Annotated in this window: 13 protein-coding genes and 4 tRNA genes; 7 read left to right on the forward strand and 10 right to left on the reverse strand. The window is 51.1% G+C overall.

The window, feature by feature from the left end:
* Positions 1–36: 36 nt before the first annotated feature.
* Both MET42_RS14380 and MET42_RS0108840 read right to left on the reverse strand, forming a co-directional pair.
* Positions 37–381 carry a flagellar protein FlaG gene (locus MET42_RS14380; RefSeq protein WP_019882556.1) on the reverse strand — a complete coding sequence of 115 codons (345 nt, stop codon included), beginning with the start codon at positions 379–381 and terminating at the stop codon, positions 37–39.
* 72 nt (positions 382–453) lie between these two features.
* Positions 454–1251: a flagellin gene (locus MET42_RS0108840; RefSeq protein ID WP_019882557.1), complete on the reverse strand. Its 798-nt coding sequence runs from the start codon at positions 1249–1251 to the stop codon at positions 454–456.
* A 491-nt stretch (positions 1252–1742) separates the two neighbouring features.
* On the opposite strand from MET42_RS0108840, the gene aepX reads away from it, so the two are divergent.
* From aepX to MET42_RS0108870, 6 genes are read left to right on the forward strand one after another with little or no spacing between them, the layout of a single operon-like run.
* Positions 1743–3041: a phosphoenolpyruvate mutase gene (gene aepX, locus MET42_RS0108845; protein WP_019882558.1), complete on the forward strand. Its 1299-nt coding sequence runs from the start codon at positions 1743–1745 to the stop codon at positions 3039–3041.
* A 27-nt stretch (positions 3042–3068) separates the two neighbouring features.
* Positions 3069–4244 carry a phosphonopyruvate decarboxylase gene (gene aepY / locus MET42_RS0108850; protein WP_019882559.1) on the forward strand — a complete coding sequence of 392 codons (1176 nt, stop codon included), beginning with the start codon at positions 3069–3071 and terminating at the stop codon, positions 4242–4244.
* A complete protein-coding gene (locus MET42_RS0108855; protein WP_019882560.1) occupies positions 4237–5226 on the forward strand; it encodes an aminotransferase class V-fold PLP-dependent enzyme in 990 nt (329 codons plus the stop codon). Before aepY ends, MET42_RS0108855 begins: the two co-directional genes overlap by 8 nt.
* Positions 5223–5636, forward strand: coding sequence for an adenylyltransferase/cytidyltransferase family protein (locus MET42_RS0108860; RefSeq protein WP_019882561.1), 414 nt, complete (start codon positions 5223–5225; stop codon positions 5634–5636). Before MET42_RS0108855 ends, MET42_RS0108860 begins: the two co-directional genes overlap by 4 nt.
* The gene (locus MET42_RS0108865) at positions 5633–6331 is read left to right on the forward strand and encodes a trans-aconitate 2-methyltransferase (protein ID WP_019882562.1); all 699 of its coding nucleotides are present in this window, start codon (positions 5633–5635) and stop codon (positions 6329–6331) included. Before MET42_RS0108860 ends, MET42_RS0108865 begins: the two co-directional genes overlap by 4 nt.
* A 6-nt stretch (positions 6332–6337) precedes the next feature.
* Positions 6338–7729: a CDP-glycerol glycerophosphotransferase family protein gene (locus MET42_RS0108870; protein ID WP_019882563.1), complete on the forward strand. Its 1392-nt coding sequence runs from the start codon at positions 6338–6340 to the stop codon at positions 7727–7729.
* Positions 7730–7877: 148 nt separating this feature from the next.
* Here MET42_RS0108870 and MET42_RS0108875 read toward each other — a convergent pair whose 3' ends face one another.
* A complete protein-coding gene (locus MET42_RS0108875) occupies positions 7878–15368 on the reverse strand; it encodes a tetratricopeptide repeat protein (protein ID WP_232411422.1) in 7491 nt (2496 codons plus the stop codon).
* A 271-nt stretch (positions 15369–15639) separates the two neighbouring features.
* A complete protein-coding gene (locus MET42_RS0108880; protein ID WP_019882565.1) occupies positions 15640–15888 on the reverse strand; it encodes a helix-turn-helix transcriptional regulator in 249 nt (82 codons plus the stop codon).
* 315 nt (positions 15889–16203) lie between these two features.
* Between MET42_RS0108880 and MET42_RS0108885 the strand changes: the two genes are divergently transcribed.
* Positions 16204–16422: a hypothetical protein gene (locus tag MET42_RS0108885; RefSeq protein ID WP_019882566.1), complete on the forward strand. Its 219-nt coding sequence runs from the start codon at positions 16204–16206 to the stop codon at positions 16420–16422.
* Positions 16423–16426: 4 nt separating this feature from the next.
* Here the strand turns inward: MET42_RS0108885 and MET42_RS0108890 are convergent, their stop codons facing one another.
* From MET42_RS0108890 to pgsA, 6 genes are all read right to left on the reverse strand, one after another.
* Positions 16427–17344, reverse strand: coding sequence for a YihY/virulence factor BrkB family protein (locus MET42_RS0108890; protein WP_232411424.1), 918 nt, complete (start codon positions 17342–17344; stop codon positions 16427–16429).
* A gap of 184 nt (positions 17345–17528) precedes the next feature.
* Positions 17529–17615: transfer RNA gene (locus tag MET42_RS0108895), tRNA-Leu, on the reverse strand.
* A 77-nt stretch (positions 17616–17692) separates the two neighbouring features.
* Positions 17693–17768, reverse strand: a tRNA-Gly gene (locus MET42_RS0108900).
* Between the two features lie 18 nt (positions 17769–17786).
* A tRNA-Cys gene (locus MET42_RS0108905) sits at positions 17787–17860 on the reverse strand.
* A 61-nt stretch (positions 17861–17921) separates the two neighbouring features.
* A tRNA-Gly gene (locus MET42_RS0108910) sits at positions 17922–17997 on the reverse strand.
* Between the two features lie 106 nt (positions 17998–18103).
* Complete coding sequence (pgsA, locus tag MET42_RS0108915) at positions 18104–18685, reverse strand: CDP-diacylglycerol--glycerol-3-phosphate 3-phosphatidyltransferase (protein WP_029512386.1); 582 nt, start codon at positions 18683–18685, stop codon at positions 18104–18106.
* Between the last annotated feature and the right edge of the window lie 16 nt (positions 18686–18701).

Below are 18701 nucleotides of genomic sequence, written 5' to 3' on the forward strand. Positions count from 1 at the left end.
TTCTTAATCTCCCAACCGTCTATTTAAAACGCAATATCAGGCTGTCTGTCGTACCACCAGCCCGCGTAATTTATCCAGCGTTTTACTGATGGCCAACACCTCTTCATTGGGGATTTGGCGTAATACCTTTTGTGTTTCGGTATCCACCACTTTCACAATGATGCGGTCGCTGTCATCATCGATAGAAAACTCTATCGTTTGTAACGCTGGTGCTACATACTCATTTAACTTTTTGACTGCACCGCTAATCGCAGCTTTGTCATTCACATCGGCCGTCACTTTATCCGCAGCTGATTCAGCATATTTCACCAGTTTCAAACTACTGGCTGCCTGTACACCCTGCAAACTGCCACCTACACCATTTATAGATGAGTCACTCATGATGTTGCTCCTTTTACCTAGGCCAAATCCACAGGGTCTAGGCCTGTGGATTTAGCGTTACCGTGTGATGTATTAACCTCTCAGCAATGTCATCACTTGGTTAGGCAACTGGTTCGCTTGAGCCAGCATCGCAGTACCAGCTTGTTGCAGAATCTGTGCACGTGTCATCTTGGCTGTTTCTGAAGCGAAGTCAGCATCAGTGATACGTGACTTGGCAGCAGACATGTTCTCAGACGCTACGCCCAAGTTGCTTACTACTGAAGCAAAACGGTTTTGGTAAGCACCCAATGTCGCACGGCTAGTGTTTACAGCAGTCAATTGTGCGTCAATCGCAGTAATCGCATCTGATGCAGCATCTGCTGAAGACAATGAACCAGACAGGGAAGCTGCTGAAACAGAAGCCACGCTGATGGTATCGCCACTGTCAGCACCAATCTGGAAGTTATAACCAGCACCGAAAGCTGCCTGACCGTTAAACTTGGTTGCAGTGCTCAAACGAGTCAGTTCATCTTTCAGTTGCGCAAATTCTGTATCCAGGTTTGCACGGTCACCAGAGCTGTAGGAACCGTTGGCTGCCTGTACAGCCAGTTCACGCATACGTTGTAATGAGTCAGTTGCGCTGCTCAAACCACCTTCTGCAGTTTGCAGGAAAGAGATCGCATCGTTAGCGTTACGTGTTGCAACATCCATACCGCGAACTTGTGAGTCCATACGTGTTGCAATCGCCATACCAGCCGCATCATCTTTAGCGCTGTTAATACGCAGACCAGAAGACAAGCGTTGAATAGAAGTATTCAGGCTGCTTTGTGAAGCGTTTAAGTTACGTTGTGCATTCAAGGATGCCAAGTTGGTGTTAATTACTGAAGCCATGTTAAATCTCCTTTAGAGTCGTATACCCAGTTAAGTGTCAAATCGTCATGTTACTTTCAACGTTGATCGCTATTTACCACTTAATGTTTGCTATCTAGCGTTGTTAGTTGTGTTATCGACCGCTTGCGAAATTTCTTTAATACTTCTTGCAAATTTCTTTTTTCGATCAATCATGCACTTGAAACTATTTACGACCCCTCCACCAAAATCTTTAGCCTTCTATCAAGAACTGCACAAAATTGTTTATACCAATCTATTTTATAAAAAGATGCGTCGTGACCATTAACCGAGCTAAATAGAGAATCTGTCTTAATTCTGCTTTTAAAGCACACCGCTTTCAGACCCTGTCCATGACCGCTGTATCACACAAGATATAAGGCCGGTTTTCCGCGTTTATCTGCAAATCATTCTTAGGCATTGCCAACGATAATCAGGCTATCCAATTCGCATACCTTATATAAGGTATCCAAAAGACTACGAAGGAGTTTTGCATGGCATCCGTTTATGTAGGTATGACCGTAGACATTCTGCACCATGGCCATATCAATATTATTGAGCAGGCCAGAAAGTACGGCGACGTCACCATCGGCCTGTTATCAGACGCAGCGGTCGCAGACCATAAACGCCTGCCCTACCTGACGTATGAGCAACGCAAACAGATCGTCGAGAATATTCGCGGTGTGGTCAATGTGGTGCCGCAAGAAGAATGGGACTATGCGCCCAACCTGCTTAAATACAAACCAGACATCATGGTGCATGGCGACGACTGGCTGGAAGGCCCGCTGGTGCCCTACCGTGACCGTGCACGTGCCGCATTGGCCGAGTATGGCGGCCACCTGATCGAGATTCCTTATACACGTGGCGTGTCTTCGAATGAAATGCTCGGCCAGATCCAGGCCCTGGGTACCACGCCGGATATCCGTCGCCGTACCCTGAAAAGGTTACTCACCGTCAAACCGATTTCACGTTTTATTGAGGCGCATAATCCGATCTCTGCCCTCATTGCCGAACATGTGACGGCGCAACGTAATGGCAAAACTTGCCAGTTCGACGGTTTCTGGTCCAGTTCATTGACCGACTCCACTGCCCGCGGCAAACCAGATATTGAAGCGGTTGAAATCAACAGCCGCCTGTCTAATATTAATGACATCTTTGATGTCACCACCAAACCTTTAATTATGGATGCCGATACCGGCGGCAAACTGGAGCACTTTGAGCTCAATGTGCGCAGCATGGAACGCCTGGGTATTTCCGCCACCATTATTGAAGACAAAATTGGTTTAAAAAAGAATTCCTTATTTGGTAACGAAGTGCCGCAGTTGCAGGATGAGATTGAGCCCTTCTGCGAAAAAATCATGGCAGGCCGTGCTGCACGTGTGAGTGATGACTTTATGGTGATTGCGCGTATCGAAAGCCTGATCCTGGAAAAAGGCATTGCCGATGCAGTTAAACGCGCACAAGCTTACGTAGGCGCGGGCGTCGATGGCATCATGATTCACAGCCGCCAGAAAGCACCGGACGAAGTGTTTGAGTTTGCCAAAATCTTTAAATCCGAATTTCCGACCATTCCGCTGGTCTGCGTCCCCACCAGTTACAACAAAGTGACTGAGGAAGAACTGGCCGCACACGGCTTTAACCTGGTGATTTATGCCAACCATATGATGCGTGCTGCCTATCCGGCCATGCAGAATGCCGCCATGGAAATCCTCAAAAATGGCAGGACCGCAGAAATCGAAGCCAGCCTGATGTCGATTAACGATGTGCTGGAACTGATTCCAGGCACTAAATAACCGTAACCAGATAAGCGGAGTATTCTGATGATACATGCCGAGGATTTTTTAAACGCCTTGCAAAACGAACAGGTGCAGTTTTTTGCTGGCGTGCCCGACTCCCTACTCAAAGAACTGTGTGCCTGCTTTTCAGACGCCCTGGCTACCAGCCAGCATGTGATTGCCGCCAATGAAGGTGGTGCGATTGGTTTGGCCATTGGCCACTACCTGGCAAGCCATCAACCGGCGCTGGTCTATATGCAAAACTCCGGCCTGGGCAATGTGGTGAATCCGATTGCGTCACTGGCGGATCCACAGGTGTATGGCATTCCTATGTTATTGGTCATTGGCTGGCGCGGAGAGCTGAATGCGCATGGCGAACAGATCCATGATGAACCGCAGCATGTCAAACAAGGCCAAATCACCCTATCACAACTCGACGTTCTGGGCTTGCCTTACCAGGTGATGGCTGATGATATAGACAGCGCCCATGCGCAAATGCGAACATTGTTGCAGCAGGCGATGACACGTCAGGGCCCCGTCGCACTGGTGGTGCGCAAACAAAGCTTTGCGCCGTATAAGCCAGTGAAAACAACAGCAGCCCCCGCCTCTGCCATGGCAGATAAGTTGCCCGTGCTGGAAAGCCGTGAGCACATGATTGGACAGATTGTGTCAGCGTTGCCACAAGAGGCTGCCGTGGTGGCCACCACCGGCATGGCCTCACGTGAACTGTTTGAGCTGCGCAAAGCGCAACAGGCCGGACATGGCCGCGATTTTCTGACCGTGGGTGGCATGGGCCACGCCTCACAAATTGCCTGCGGCATTGCACTGGCACAGTCAGACCGGCAAGTGATCTGTATTGACGGTGATGGTGCCATGCTGATGCATATGGGCAGCCTGACCATCAGTGCCCAGCAATCCAATCTGCTGCATATTGTGTTGAATAATGGCGCGCACGACTCTGTGGGTGGCCAGCCAACCGTTGCCGCGCAACTCACACTCTCAGACATTGCCAGTGCTGCCGGCTATGCACAGGTCTACAGTGTGTCTGGCGCAGAATCATTAAACACAGTGTTGCAACAAGCCTTAGCCAGCGGCAAAAGCAGCTTTATTGAAGTACTGTGCCGCAAAGGCGCACGGGCTGACCTGGGTCGGCCGACGCGTACCCCGGCACAAAACAAACAGGATTTTATGCAGTTTTTAACCGAGGTGGAATATGCCTGACACCACCATACACGCCCATGTCGCCACGCAAAACCAACACAAGGTATTGTTTACCGCTGGCCCGGCCAGTTTACTGGAAGAAAACCTGCTTGGCCTGCGACCATGCTTTGGACGCGGTGACCAGGATTACAGCCAAGTCGAAGATGTGGTCTTAAGCGCCCTCAAGACCATGACTGGCCATGCCCATATTGCACGGCTACAAGGCTCTGCCAGCCTGGCACTGGAAATTGCCAGCCTGAACTTTCTATACGGCAAGGTGTTGGTGATAGACAGCGGTTATTACGCACAACGCCTGGTCAGCTTCGCACAAATGGCTCAACGTAATGCTGGTGAGGTGTCATTAGTCACCGTCTGCGACTGGCAACAATTGGCAAACGTGACTGGCCACTATGACTGGGTCGTCGCCTGCTATACCGAAACCAGTGCCGGTTTATTGCTACCGATTGCAGACTTGCGTGCGCTGGCTGACCGTGTCGGTGCACAGCTGATGCTGGATGCCACCGCTTCTATCGGACTGGAAAATGACCATGGCCTGGCCGATGTGATTGCCTATAGCTCCTGCAAAGGCTTGTTTGGCCTGACCGGCGCCTCTTTTATTGCTTTCCACCAATCGCCCAGACACGCAGTCGATTCGTTTTACCTGAATCTGACCACGCATCTGGAACGCCGCATGACGGGCCCTTACCATGCCATCGCTTCTTTATATGAAGTATTGCCCAAGCATGATGACTTGCGTGAAGCGGTGTTTATCAACAAGGCACAGATGCTGAAAAAGATTGCTGCTTACGCGACTCATCCGGTGAACTACCAACCAGTACTATGTACCTGGGTTGACGCCAAGGTCAGTAGCCAGCATGCACGTGCTGTACTGTATCAACCACGCGGCATCAGCCGTGGCAGTGTCGTTTGCCACCTGGGCGAAGCACACCTGGGCAGCACGGCACGCGGCGCCATTCTTGATTTACTGGAGCTACAGCCATGACGCAGCCACAAAAGCGCATTATGGTCGATATGTCCGCCACGCTGATTCATCACGGCCACGTGCGCCTGTTAAAAGCCGCCAGGCAATTAGGCCATGTGGTGGTGGCCTTGACTACAGATGAAGAAATTCGTGCCAAAAAAGGCTATGAGCCTGAGCTCGATTATGCCGCACGCGCCGAAGTGCTGCTGGCCTTGCGTGATGTAGACGAAGTGGTGCCCAGCCCTTGGCTGCTAGACGAGGCCTTTTTAACCCTGCACCAGATTGACCTATTGGTGCATGGCCACGATAACAGCAATCCGATTGCCGCAGACAAATTACATATCCTGCCGCGCACCGAAGGCATCAGCAGCACTCAATTGCGTGCCCGTGTATTAAAAGCCGTCAGTCAAAAAATGGAAGCAAACACATGAGTAACCTTTGGCAACAGATTTGGGAAAAGCGCACGCTGCAACCGCAGCATGCCATCACACTGGATACCTTGATTGCCCTGGATGGTTTTGACAGTGGTGCAGGCAAAATCAACCCAGCAGACTGGCAGGAATATACCCGCCGCATCAGTGACAAACTAGGACTAAAGTCTGGAGATTCTGTATTTGAAGTCGGTTGTGGCGCCGGCGCGTTTTTATATGCCTTGCGTCAGCAACATACCCTGACTGTGGGCGGCCTGGATTACGCTGCGGGGCTCATTGAAGCCGCACAACAAGCCATGCCTGATGGCGACTTCCAGGCGCAAGCTGCACAAACCATGGCCACTGACCCCCAATATGACTTTGTGATTGCCAACAGCGTCTTTCATTATTTTGATGAAGCCATGGCCGCCGAAGTGCTCCAGGCCATGTGGCAAAAAGCCAAGGTTGGCATAGCAATCCTCGATATTCCGCATGCAGCCACCCGCGAAGCCTGCGAGCACGCACGCCGCGATGCGCTGACGATTGCCGAATATGAAGAAAAATACCGTGGCTTGCACCACACTTATTACACCCCTGAGTGGTTTAGCCAGCAATTGCCGGAAAAACCACAGCAGGTATTTGAAAGCTGCGTGCCCAATTACGCACAAAGCCAATACCGTTTCAGTGTTATTTTCACCAAACGCTTGCATGGATAGACCATCATGACGACAACCAACTCACACCAGCCCGTGTTCACTTTCTTTTATACCGACAACTGCGAGCGCCAGGCATTGGCACCGGTTGCCGATGAAATTGCCAGCAGAGGCTATGCCATTCAATGGAGTACCAATTCCAAGCAATATGCCGAGGTCGGTGTGTATTGCGAACATGCCTGCAAACCGAATGCCGGATTTTCAGTGATTTTGCTGCATGACCTGGCGCAGCGCCATGATATCTGGCCGCACTTCTGGCATCACGAGCCATGGTCAGCCTTTGATATCGGCGTTATACCAGGCCCAGCTTGGGTTGAGCGCTGGCAAACGCAAGCCAATTTCAAACAGGCGCAGCCCAAACTGGGCATGTTTGACCTGGGTTGGCCCAAAGCCGACCTGGTCTACCGCAACCAGGAAACCTTCAAGCAGGAAGCACAAAAGCTGCGCGAACAACTGGGCCTGAAATATGAACACTCCATCCTCTATGCGCCATCATGGGAAAACCATGGCAAACAGGATGAGTTTGTCCAAGCGCTAAAAGACTTACCGGTCAACCTGCTGCTGAAACAGGCGCCCTGGTCAGACAAATACCGCTGGGTGCTGAATAATATTGACGAAATGGATGCCCTGCATCGTAACTGCGCTGACAACGTGTATGTGGTCGATCGCGAAATCAGCATCATGTATTGCCTGGGTTTGGCCGACGTCATGGTGTCAGATGAATCCAGCGTGCTGACAGAAGCCTTGTTGCTGGATGTGCCTGGCATTGCCGTCACCGACTGGTTGATTCCGGATACTAACCCGCCGCGCCCGGCCAGTGTGCCTTATGACTATGTGATTAAAACCGTCAAAGCCGACTTGCGCCGTACGGTTGAAGACGTGCTGCAAAACGCCGCCGTCTATCAACAGCAAATCACCGAGAACAAACAACATCAGTTTGCCCACCTGGGCCAAAGCGCGACCTTGATTGCAGATAATATTCTCGCCGCACTGTCAGGTGTGACAGAATTACCTACGCCAGCCATCAAATCTCAGGTAGAAATTGACCGCAATACCTATCACTACGCCGAAAAGCTGGCCGCCGAAGGCGATATGAAATTATCGACACAAGTCATGCTGGAGCTGATTAAAAAAGAAAGTTGCTGCTGGGAGCCCTACAATGACCTGGGCACCTTGTTAGTCAGCCAGGGCCAGTTTGAAGATGCAGAACTCTTGCTGGAAAAAGCCGTGCTGTTGGCGCAAGAGAATCCGGCGATTCCACTGAGCAACCTGACTGAAGTCTATTGCCTGCAACAAAAGGCTGACAAGGCCCTGTTAACCCTGGCCAAACTCAGCAAATATACGCCCAATCCGGTCGGTTCTATCCCGCATATCCGCCGTTGCATGGAAACTATGTTTTAAATAATTCAGTGTTTTAAACAATTCAACACGCTCGCTTAAAAGATCCGGCCACTGTATAGTCGCCGGATTTTTATTGCCAGCCGTTTTCTACAGGCAACAAAAAAGCATGCACATCGCTGTGCATGCTTTGGTATTGATACGCCCCGTGTTACGTAAACAGCTGACGTACCGGCAACTCTGCCCGGGTAAACTCAGCGGTCAAGCCATTCACTACATGCTCAGGCACGCCTTGTGTCATATTTTGCAGGCGGTTAAACACGCTGATAAACGCTTGTAACTGGTCATCGCGGTAGTGGTAGCCACTCAGCTCCAGCACTGCCAGTGTCAGGCTGCCAATATTGGTTGGCGTGCTGGCGTGGGGTTTGCCGCAACTACGCACACGATGCAGGGTGAGGAACAGGCCACGCAAGGCCACGAAAGCCACTGGTAATGGAATGGCAAAATCCCACTCCAGGTCAAAGAAATGGCCCTGCCCAGCTTTGTCCATCACAAAGTTGGTTGGCGTCGCATCAAAATACTGAGAAGGCAACAAGGCGGAATAGCCTGCAAACTCCGGCAAGGTTTTGCCACCGGTCCGTGCTGCGGCTTCCAGGCCTTGCAACCATGGGGCAGTCCATGCCGCCAGGTCTTCCACGCGCCAGCCAGGACGGTTCATCAACTGCGTCAGCTTGTCCATCCACAACTGGCCACCATGGTAAGGCGCATGCTCCCAATCTGCCTGCAGCAATTGCGCCGTTTCGCCGGTATTGCGTGTACGCGTTGCCAAGCCTTGTGCATCATGTACAAACTGGGTTTCCTTGCTAAACACGGCCTGGCGCTGGCAACCATAATGCGCAGCCAATACGTCCGGATGCAATTTGCCAGCCTGGCGCTGCGGATACGCCACGAACATAAATGAGTTTGCAACATCTTCTACCAGGTTATTACGCGCAATCACCTGCCAGGCATTTTCCAGTGAGAATGTCGGGTGACGTGGCGATTGCCTGTCATGCACCACCGAGCCTGCCGCCAGGGCACCTACATCCCAGCCTGCCGCACGATGGGCCTGGTTAAAGCCTTCCGGGTAAATCACGCTGACGGGTGTTTTGTAATCTGGCAGTGGCACATACAACTCTGTGGTTTCAAAACCGGCACTGCGGATCAAGGCATCCAGCTCTACGCGGCCAAAGGTGATCGGGCTTGTAGTGCTATAGGAGTCATTAATCCCATACATGGCCTGTCCCATATGGTCTTCAGGCGCACCGCAGAAATACTTGAGGCCAAGCTGGTTTTCAATCGCCACAATCAGCATGCCGTCTTCTTTGAGGAAAGACTTGGCGGTTTGCAGCAAGAAACGCAAAGGATCGGCTTCTTTCACATAGACCTGCGCATATTCAAGCACACCGATCAAGGTCACGACATCAAACTTCTCGTCAGTTTCAAACGCTTGGATCAGGTCAGAGTAAATCGTCACATTGTTGAGATCGGCACAACGTTGGCCAATCACACGTGCACGGTTGGGGCTGCCTTCTAGTGCCACCACTTCGCCGCCCAGCTCACCGAGGAAACGCGTAATTGCGCCACAACCGGCACCGAGCTCAAGCACCTTACCGTTGGCAATTTTGTCCGCAAACGGGCGCAGCAAATTGGCGCGCTGCGAAGTCAGGTGGTAGTAGCTCGGCCAGTCGGTGGCTTTGGCTGCCAGCTCGCTGGAGAATACGCTCTTGTCGCGTGACTGGCGGATCATGTCATATAAACGTTGCTCGGCATTACCCACATCCTGGTAGCCAAAAGCCTCGGTCTGCGCACGCTGATAGAAGTTATCTTCAGTACGGTAGATATAAGGCCCTTTGCGCACGACATCTGCGGCAGCTACTGACTGGCTGTATTGGCGTTGCAGTGCATCGGCATCGGCTGCGGCCAGGCCATTCTGGCGGGCAAAAGTGATCACGTCCAGCACTTCATTTTTTGGCGCGGTCAGCGACAGTTCGCCAATATAGGCTTGCCAGTACGCAGGCTGCTGCGGTGCCAGAATTACGGCTTGCTCCAATAGCGGTAATACCTCTTCGGCCTTACCCGCTTGCTGCGCCAATAGTCCTAACTGGAAATACGTGGCTGCATGCTTGTCATCAATGCGCAAGATTTCCTGATAAAAGCTCATCGCTTGTGCCAGGTCGCCTTTTTCCTGCATTTGCAGCGCCAGCTGAAACACTTCAGCAATCGAATCGTGCAGCGCATTAGCCTGTGCAGTTTGTGGGTTAAGTGTTGTATTCATAGAGATACCTTTATCAGAGGGTTCAGTCGCGTCCGGCGCAACAGAAGATTCTTTCAGCGTTAAAGAAGGAATAGCAAAACTGCTTGCGGCCTGCCCCTGGCACCAGCGTTGCCACATCTGGCGCATCGCCTGTGACAAAGCGTGCGCTAATGGTGCCGCTTGTGCCAGCGGAGACTGCGTAAAACGGGTGCGCATATTGGCGCGTAAATCAGCCAGTGCCTGCAGGTCAGACAACACATGCGCGGCCTGTTGGAAATATTGCTGTGAATTGGCCGCGACCCAGTCGGCCAGATCAAGATGCTGCATCAACGCCATGGCACCGCGGCTGGCCAGGCGATCACCTGCCACGCATAGCGTAGGCACACCCATCCACAAAGCATGCGCGGTGGTGGTCACGCCATTAGACGGGAAAGTATCCAGGCAAATATCCACCAAATGATATTGCTGTAAATAACTCAGCATATCGGTACGGGCATAAAACGATAAGCGGTCGGCAGTAATGCCTGCGTCGGCAAACCATTGCTGTATATGCGCGCATGCACCCGCTTCTGCCATACCGCCTAATACCATGCGGCTGGCAGGCGTGACCTGCATCACAGCAGCCCATTGCTGCACGGTAGCCTGGGTAATTTTATTGGGGCGGTTAAAGCAGCCAAAAGTCACATAGCCATTGCTGAGCGCAGGCAAGGCATTGACGGCTGGTGCTTGCGGATACGGCACAAATGGCGCATTCACCGGCAACTGCACGAGCTGCTCGGTAAACTGCTGGTCGAACTGCCCGGCAGGTAACAAGGCATTATCAGCCAGGTAATAGTCTATGGATGTCAGCCCGGTGGTATTCAGGTAACCCAGCCAGCTCGCCTGAACGGGTGCCGGTTTCCTGGCAAATGTCAGCAAACGGTTACCGGAGGTGTGGCCGGACAAGTCGATCAGGATATCAATCTGGTCTTGCCTGATAGTCTCTGCCAGCGCATCGTCAGAAATATTGGAAACGACACGCCATTGTTTGAAGTACTGGCGCATCTCCGCCGAGACATCGTCTTCCAGCGCATAATTGGCATAAGCAAATAAAGCCAATGAGCTATCTTGGGCCAGCGCAGGTAACAAAGGCAGCAGAAAATGCGCCACTGAGTGTGCTCGCAAATCGCCAGAAACAAAGCCTACGCGTAACGGACGTTGTGCATCGCGCGTATTGCCATGAGGCTGCCAATGCGGTTTTAACGGTGCTTCGTACAGGGCGGCATACGCGGTATGCGCTTGTAACAAGGCATCGTTATCCACCTGTTCTGCATGCGTCATGCAAAACAGCAGATTGCTGAAGCAATCGGCATATTGCGGCTGTAATATCAGCGCCTGTTTAAACTGCTTGATCGCTTCATCCACTTCGCCCAGGTCTTTGAGCACAATACCCAGATTGTTATACGCCGCAGCATAGTCCGGTTTCAGGTGTATGGCCTGGGCAAAGGCATCTGCGGCTGCCGTGAGGTCATTTTCCGCCTTGAGTACCAATCCATAGTAGCAATGTTCTTCAGCGCTTTGATTATTCAAGGCTAGCGCCTTACCGGCCGCCACGCGGGCATCTTTCTTCTGGATCATCAATACGTCAGACAACATTTTCCAGCCACTTAACCAGGCAGGATATTGCTGTAATAGCGTGTCTAACTCACGTTCCATCTGCGCATATTGCTGCTGCTCAAACAAGGCCAGCAAGGCCTGTTGTGCCTGATCTGATGGCTGCGCTGGCGCAAGCGATGGCAACTGCCAGTCTTGCATCAATGTTTGCAAGGCTTGTGTATGCTGGCCGCTGTTAACAGCTTGCGCCAATCCCTGCTCCAATTCGGCTGTCGCACCACTGTGTTTGAGTGCAGTCAGGTAGCTGCTTAACAACTGCCACTGCGTTGGCGCCAGCGCATAAGCCTGTGCCAGCAAGTGCAATGCCTCTGCTGGCTGTTGGCTATGCCAGTAAATCAAACCCAGATTATGCGTAGCGAGTGCATGCTGTGCATCTACGGCCAGAATCTCCTGGTATAGCTGTTTCGCGGTATTTAAATCGCCTTGCTGTTGCGCTTGTGAAGCCTGGTCAAATACCTCGGCCATTGCGTCCTGCAAGGCCGTGGACGCTGGCTGCCGTGGTACGCTGACCGGCTCCCATTTCTGGCGATAGCTCAGGTATTTATCACGCCAGCGTGCGCTACCAAACGCACCACCACTCTGGTGCGTCATGCGCACTGGCCATACACCCAATTTGAGGCCTGCACGGGTGGCTGTACGGCAAAAATCCAGGTCGTAAAAATGAAAGTCAAATTGCTGGTCAAAACGTACTCCGCTTTGCAGCAAGGTCTGTTTATGTGCCGCCAGGAATACACCATCCATCAACTGGCATTCGCCAGACACATCACCATAACTGGAGGCAGGCCCAAACGCATGCTGGCCATGGCTCACCGCACCGCGCAAGTATCTGGCATCGTCCCAGGTGAATTGCAAATCCACAAAGCACCAGCCAGGCTGGCCAGCTTGAATCCTTGCGTTGCCTGCAATGCCAATCACATCATAATGATTTAAACCCTGCTGTATGCTATGAACAAAGGTATTTTCGTCCAGCCAGACATCATCGTGGATCAATACCAGTAATGCCTGGTCTGGCGCGGCGGCAATCGCTTCATTAAATACCTCAGACAGGCCACGCGTATTTTCATAAGCGACTACGGGCACCAGGCGTTTATCCTGCTGCATATGGCGTTTGAGTGATCTGCCAAGTGCAGAGTCACGCCAGAAAACTTCTTCTGTCATGCGCGTGGCGCTGACTACCCAAACTGGCTGCTCGCCGGAAAAAGCATCTTGTACCGGTGACTCAGCCAACAATTGCTGTGGCGCCAATGTGGCCAGGGTTTGTTGCCATAAGCCAAACAGCAACTGTTCAAAATCCTGTGCGAACTGCTCAGCATGCATTAATGGCGAAGCCAACACTTGCTGGCGCAGTTGTGCACGCAATGTTGCCAAGGCGCCAAGATCACTGGCCAATGCAATGGCTTTGCTCACATACTCTTCACGGCTGGTGGCCACCCAGTCAGCCAACCCCACGCAATGCATAAAGCTGGCACCCTGGCGGGCAATCAATGTGTCGCCCAGCAAGGTCAGCGTCGGTACACCCATCCATAAGGCTTCACACGTCGTGGTGCCACCCGTGAAAGGGAAAGTATCCAGGATCACATCAATCTGGTGGTGGTTACGCAGGTATTCTTCTCTGGGCACCATGCCATGCAAGCTACAACGCGCAGCAGAGATGCCATATTGCTGCAATCTGGCCAATGCCTCTTCACGCACCAAGGCATCATTAAATGCTTTGCTCTGCCAAAACAATGTAGCCGTCGGCAAGGCCTGCAATACCTCGCCCCAGCAAGATAATACGTCATCACTTACTTTGCTGTAGTTTTGAAAGCAGCCAAAAGTCACAGCACCGGTGCTTAATGCTGGCAGATCATTGACAGCGACATCACAAGGCGGCGCCGTGAAGCACATACGCGTATGTGGCAGGTGCACGACCTGCTCGGTGAACTGGGTCGCCACGTGCGCATCAATACTCACTGGATCAGCGATGACATAATCCATCGTTGGCAAACCGGTCGTGCCCCAATAGCCGAGCCAGGTGGCTTGTACCGGTGCTGGTTTATGGGCAAAAATCGGCAAGCGTGTCCCACCAGACAGGCCGGATAAATCCAGCAGGATATGAATACCATCTTCACGAATCTGTTTGGCTGCCTGCGCATCCGTCAACCCGGCCAGTGAGCGCCATTGGTTGCATAAGTCTTTCAGCTCGTGCGAAAACGCATCTTCGCGACCATCGGTCGAGTAGCCATAAACTTCCAGGCGGCTGGCGTCAAATGCCTGCAACCACTGGTGCAGGAAATAGCCGACCGGGTGTTTACGCAAATCAGCCGATACCAGGCCGATGCGGATACGTTGCTCTTGCGCATGGACATTCCAGCTGTCGTACGGCGTCACTTCGTGCATCATGGCGGCGCCCAGTCTATGCGCGTAATCCAGGCTTTCGGCAGGCGGCAAGCTATTGCTGTAGCTATTAGCAAACAGCAGGTTTCTAAGCGCCATCATATGGGTAGGCTCAATCTGCAAGGCTTGCTTCAAGGTCGCAATCGACATTTCAATCTGCCCCATGTCCAAATAGACATTGGCCAGATTGATATACCCAGGCATGAATTCAGGCTTGATGCGCAGTGCTTTTTCCAGACAGGCAATTGCTTCGGTATAGCGGCCCAGCATGCGCAAACTGATACTGTAATTGCTCAAGATACTTTCTGACTCAGGCAACTGCGCTAATGCCTTTTCACAATACACACACGCTTTGTCATAAGCATTTCTGGCATTCTCAATCAAGCCAAGATTGCCCTGCACATAAGGACTTTCCGGATCCAGCGCCAGCGCCTTCAGGCAATAATTCTCGGCCTCACCGTATAACTGCTGATTCAACATTTCGGTGGCGAGGTTATTCAGCGTCTCCGCACTCACCTCTTGCGCCTGCATGATTTGATCAATATAGGCTTGGTATTCTCTGGTGCGGTGCGTCACGCGGTAAAGTTTGGCCAGATTTTTAAGCAGTGATAACTCGGTTGGATTCAATGCCATGCCCGCCAGCAACCACTGCTCAGCTTCTTCCACGTCACCATGTTTCAGGTATAAGGCACCCAGGTAGCTATAGGCCTCAACATAGTCTTTTTGAATCGCAATCGTTTGCTGATAGGCAGCAATCGCTTCCGTCGTATTGCCAAGCTGATCCAGTGCCAACGCCATATTGAAAAAAATCACGGCATTATCAGGCTCAATCGACACGGCTTCGCGGTAGTATTGAATCGCCTCCAGCGGTTTATCTGCCTCGTGTAACAAGGTCGCCAGTTCAAAATTGACGCGGCCATCCTGCTGGTGAATATTCAATCCCCGGCGCAGTAATTTTTCCGCCTCTTTTACTTGTCCTGCTTGCTTAAGTACACTGGCCCAGTTGGCATAAGCCTGGCTAAAAACCGGGTTGAGCTTGAGTGTTTGGCGGTAATATTTGATCGCCTGCGTGGTGTCTTGCAATTGCGCATACACGTTGGCCAGGTTATACAACACCTCAGCATCTTTCTTTAAGCGCTTGCTCGCTTGCAAGAAAGCATCTGCAGCCAGCGCCAGCGTATCTTGCTGTTGATAAAGGCTGCCTAATAACTTCCAGGCCAAGCCTTCTTCAGGAAACTCATGCGTGATTTTCTGCGCCAGGGTCAAACACTGTGGCCAGGCACCCTGTTTCCAGGCCTGGGTCAGTGCTTGCATCCAATAGCTGCAATCCTGTGCGCTCACCGCGTTGGACTGCATATGGCCTGACGAGAGTTTCATAACAAGAGAATTCCAAAAATTTTCTCTTATTATTCAAAACTCTCAGGCATTTGCATTGCTTAAAAAAAGCAACAAAAACCAGCTATCTTCGCTGTTCGCTTAATACGCACCTCACGCGCATTGCCAGCCAGCCCGCATAGGCATTAGGATTGCCGCTCAACCAATGCTTTTAGCGACAATGGTCACGCCAAAATATTTATTCAAGAATCAGGGGAATGCGCCGTAAACTTTGCCCCAATAAAAAACCTTCGGGAATATCGGAGGTTTTTTTCTAGGCGACGTGCTCTTGCGGCACGACAATATCGGGGACCCAGCGCACCAGGCTATATAAATCACACTGCAAATAAGCACACAGCTTATTCAAGTGATCGGTGCTGGCATTATAGGATTGATCTTTTAACATGCGATGCAAGGTCATGCGACTGATCCCACTGGCATCGGCAATTTCGGTAATCGTAATGGTCCTGCCCCACTCTAATTGTTTTTTAAGAATAACCGTTTTTAACTCTACGTAAATCACACAACGTCCTGACTTCAATGGGAATGCTTGTCCGGCGAAAAAAGTATCACAACACCGCTTAGGCCGTATTGATTTGCAAGCATTGATAGACATCAAACTGCATTGATCAATACTGCGCGCCGAACATGACAGGGACATTATACAATTTTATATAGTGTTTAATATCAGTGAAATAACGCAGAAGGCATGATTTTTTGCCAAAGCAATTGGCAAATGCAAGGATATGAAAAGTCTTTGCAGGATTGTATTAATAGCTTGATCGGACTATTGGCAAACTAAAACAATATAGATAATAATCAATCAATTATTAAAAAAATGATGATTGATTGGGTGGATATCATGGGATTACTGAGTGGATATTTATACTTTTTTAGTGGTAGCAAGTCAGACGTAAAAACGGATCATGCTCTGATGCAGAAATGCTACGACGAAGGTTTGCATGCATCAACCGCTGGCTTGAAGCACACTGAAAACCCGTATGCAGAAGGCAGTGATGAAGCTCAGGCGTGGAATCGTGGTTTCTGGGTTTGGTAAACGCTCATCTGGCGCCAAGTTCATGTGCCGTTTGATTATTTGAGAATGCCTTCGCCAAATCCCGTGGCGTATCCTGCTGCTTGCGTGAGCCAAACAGATGGGAATATGCCCAGGTAAATTCAGCGCCCATCAGAAATATCTGCGCGGAGTAATAAATCCAGATTAACAGCGCCAGCAAAGAGCCTGCAGGCCCATAGCCACTTGCAAACGCACTTCTGCCAATATAAATACCGATCAGCCATTTACCTACCGTAAATAAAGCGGCTGTCATCGCAGCGCCAATCCAAACCTCGCTCCAGCGAATACTGACACGCGGCATGATTTTGTAGATCAACGCAAACATGCCCGTCGTCAATAAAAAGCCAAACACAACATTCACCACACCGGCAACCGCCAGCCATCCCGCAAATACAGGCGACCACCATTTATTGATCGCAGATAAGCCTGCGCTAAAAACAAGCGAGACCATCAGCAAAAAGCCAATCCCCAGAATCATGCCAAATGACAACAATCTGGCACGCATCAAACTCCACACACCGCTGCTTATCCTCGCCGGCGCCCTCCAGATACTATCCAGCGCAGTCTGCAATTCGCCAAAAACCGTGGTTGCCCCTACCAATAACAACACAATACCAATCGTGGTCGCCGCAATCCCCTCGGTTGGCTGGTTGGTGCTTTCCAGCAGGTTTTGCACCACCAGTGCGCCCTGCTCACCTACCAGATGGGTCAATTGCGCATAGATTTCACCACGTGCCGCTTCTTGTCCAAAAATAATGCCGGCAAGGGAAATGACAATCAGCAATACTGGCGCAATTGAAAGCATCGTGTAGTACGCTAAAGCAGCGCCCATACTTTGCGCACGGTCATCGCGCCAAGCGGTAAAGGCGGCGTTACTTAATATCCAAAGTTGTTTGATCGTCATCTCGTTGCCCTGCTTTGTGAGCATTGTTCAATGATGATAAGGGTATAGGAATGGAACTGCTCTATACATCAGACGACACCGCACCATCCTGTCAGAAATCTCTGATGATAGGCGTTGAACTGCAAGTAGGAGTAGATTGAAAGTGTGAAATGAAAAAACCAGCTTTTCAGCTGGTTTCTTATTTTGGTGCCCGGAGCCGGAATCGAACCGGCACAGCCGTTAAGCCGAGGGATTTTAAGTCCCTTGTGTCTACCAGTTTCACCATCCGGGCGGCAGGTCAACAAGCTTTATATTTTAACACTCTGTTCTACTTTGCGTAGCATCCAGAATGAGTGCTTGAGAGAAATTTGGAGCGGGAAACGAGTCTCGAACTCGCGACCTCAACCTTGGCAAGGTTGCGCTCTACCAACTGAGCTATTCCCGCATATTTGCTACATGAGACTGGAGGCGCGAGCCGGAGTCGAACCGGCCTAAACGGCTTTGCAGGCCGCGGCATAACCGCTTTGCTATCGCGCCAGAACCAACAACATAAAAACTTCTTATGTTAAAAAGGGAAAGCGGCGCTTTCCCCGAAATTTGGAGCGGGAAACGAGTCTCGAACTCGCGACCTCAACCTTGGCAAGGTTGCGCTCTACCAACTGAGCTATTCCCGCGTATTTCCTTACGCCATGTGTCGTAAAGAAGCTGGCATTTTAATGATTTTGAGACCGGTGTCAAGGACGATTTTGAAAATAATGTTTCTTTTTTATGATTGCTTTTTTAGATGGTTTCGCGTATTGCCGGCCAGGCTGCGCGCAGGTAGTAACCCATGGAAATCAGGGTCAGTAACGCGGCCAATACAATCAGCCACTCACCCAACCATTGAATGTCTACCCCAAACAGCGGGTCGTACCACAGCAATAAGGTAATGGCGGCCATTTGTGCGGCAGTTTTGACCTTACCCACCATGGCGACGGCCACGTTAGCACTTTTGCCTATACTAGCCATCCATTCGCGCAAGGCGCTGATCGCAATTTCACGTCCGATGATAATCAGCGCCACCACAGCCCCGGCGCGATTTAATTCGACCAGCACGATCAAGGCCGCAGCCACCATGAGTTTGTCAGCCACAGGGTCTAAAAACGCGCCAAATTTAGACATCTGGTGATATTTGCGCGCCCAGTAGCCATCCAGCCAATCGGTGAATGCGGCGACGATAAACACACTGGCTGCCGTTAAATTGACCCAGTGTGCTGGCAGACCGTCAGCGGTGACAGCGTTGGCAGGCAGGTAAAAGATACCGACAAACACCGGAATCATGCCGATGCGCAATAAGGTAAGTATATTTGGAATATTCCACATTTTTATTCGTCTATGG

It is taken from the genome of Methylophilus sp. 42, assembly GCF_000384155.1.
Lineage (GTDB): Bacteria > Pseudomonadota > Gammaproteobacteria > Burkholderiales > Methylophilaceae > Methylophilus.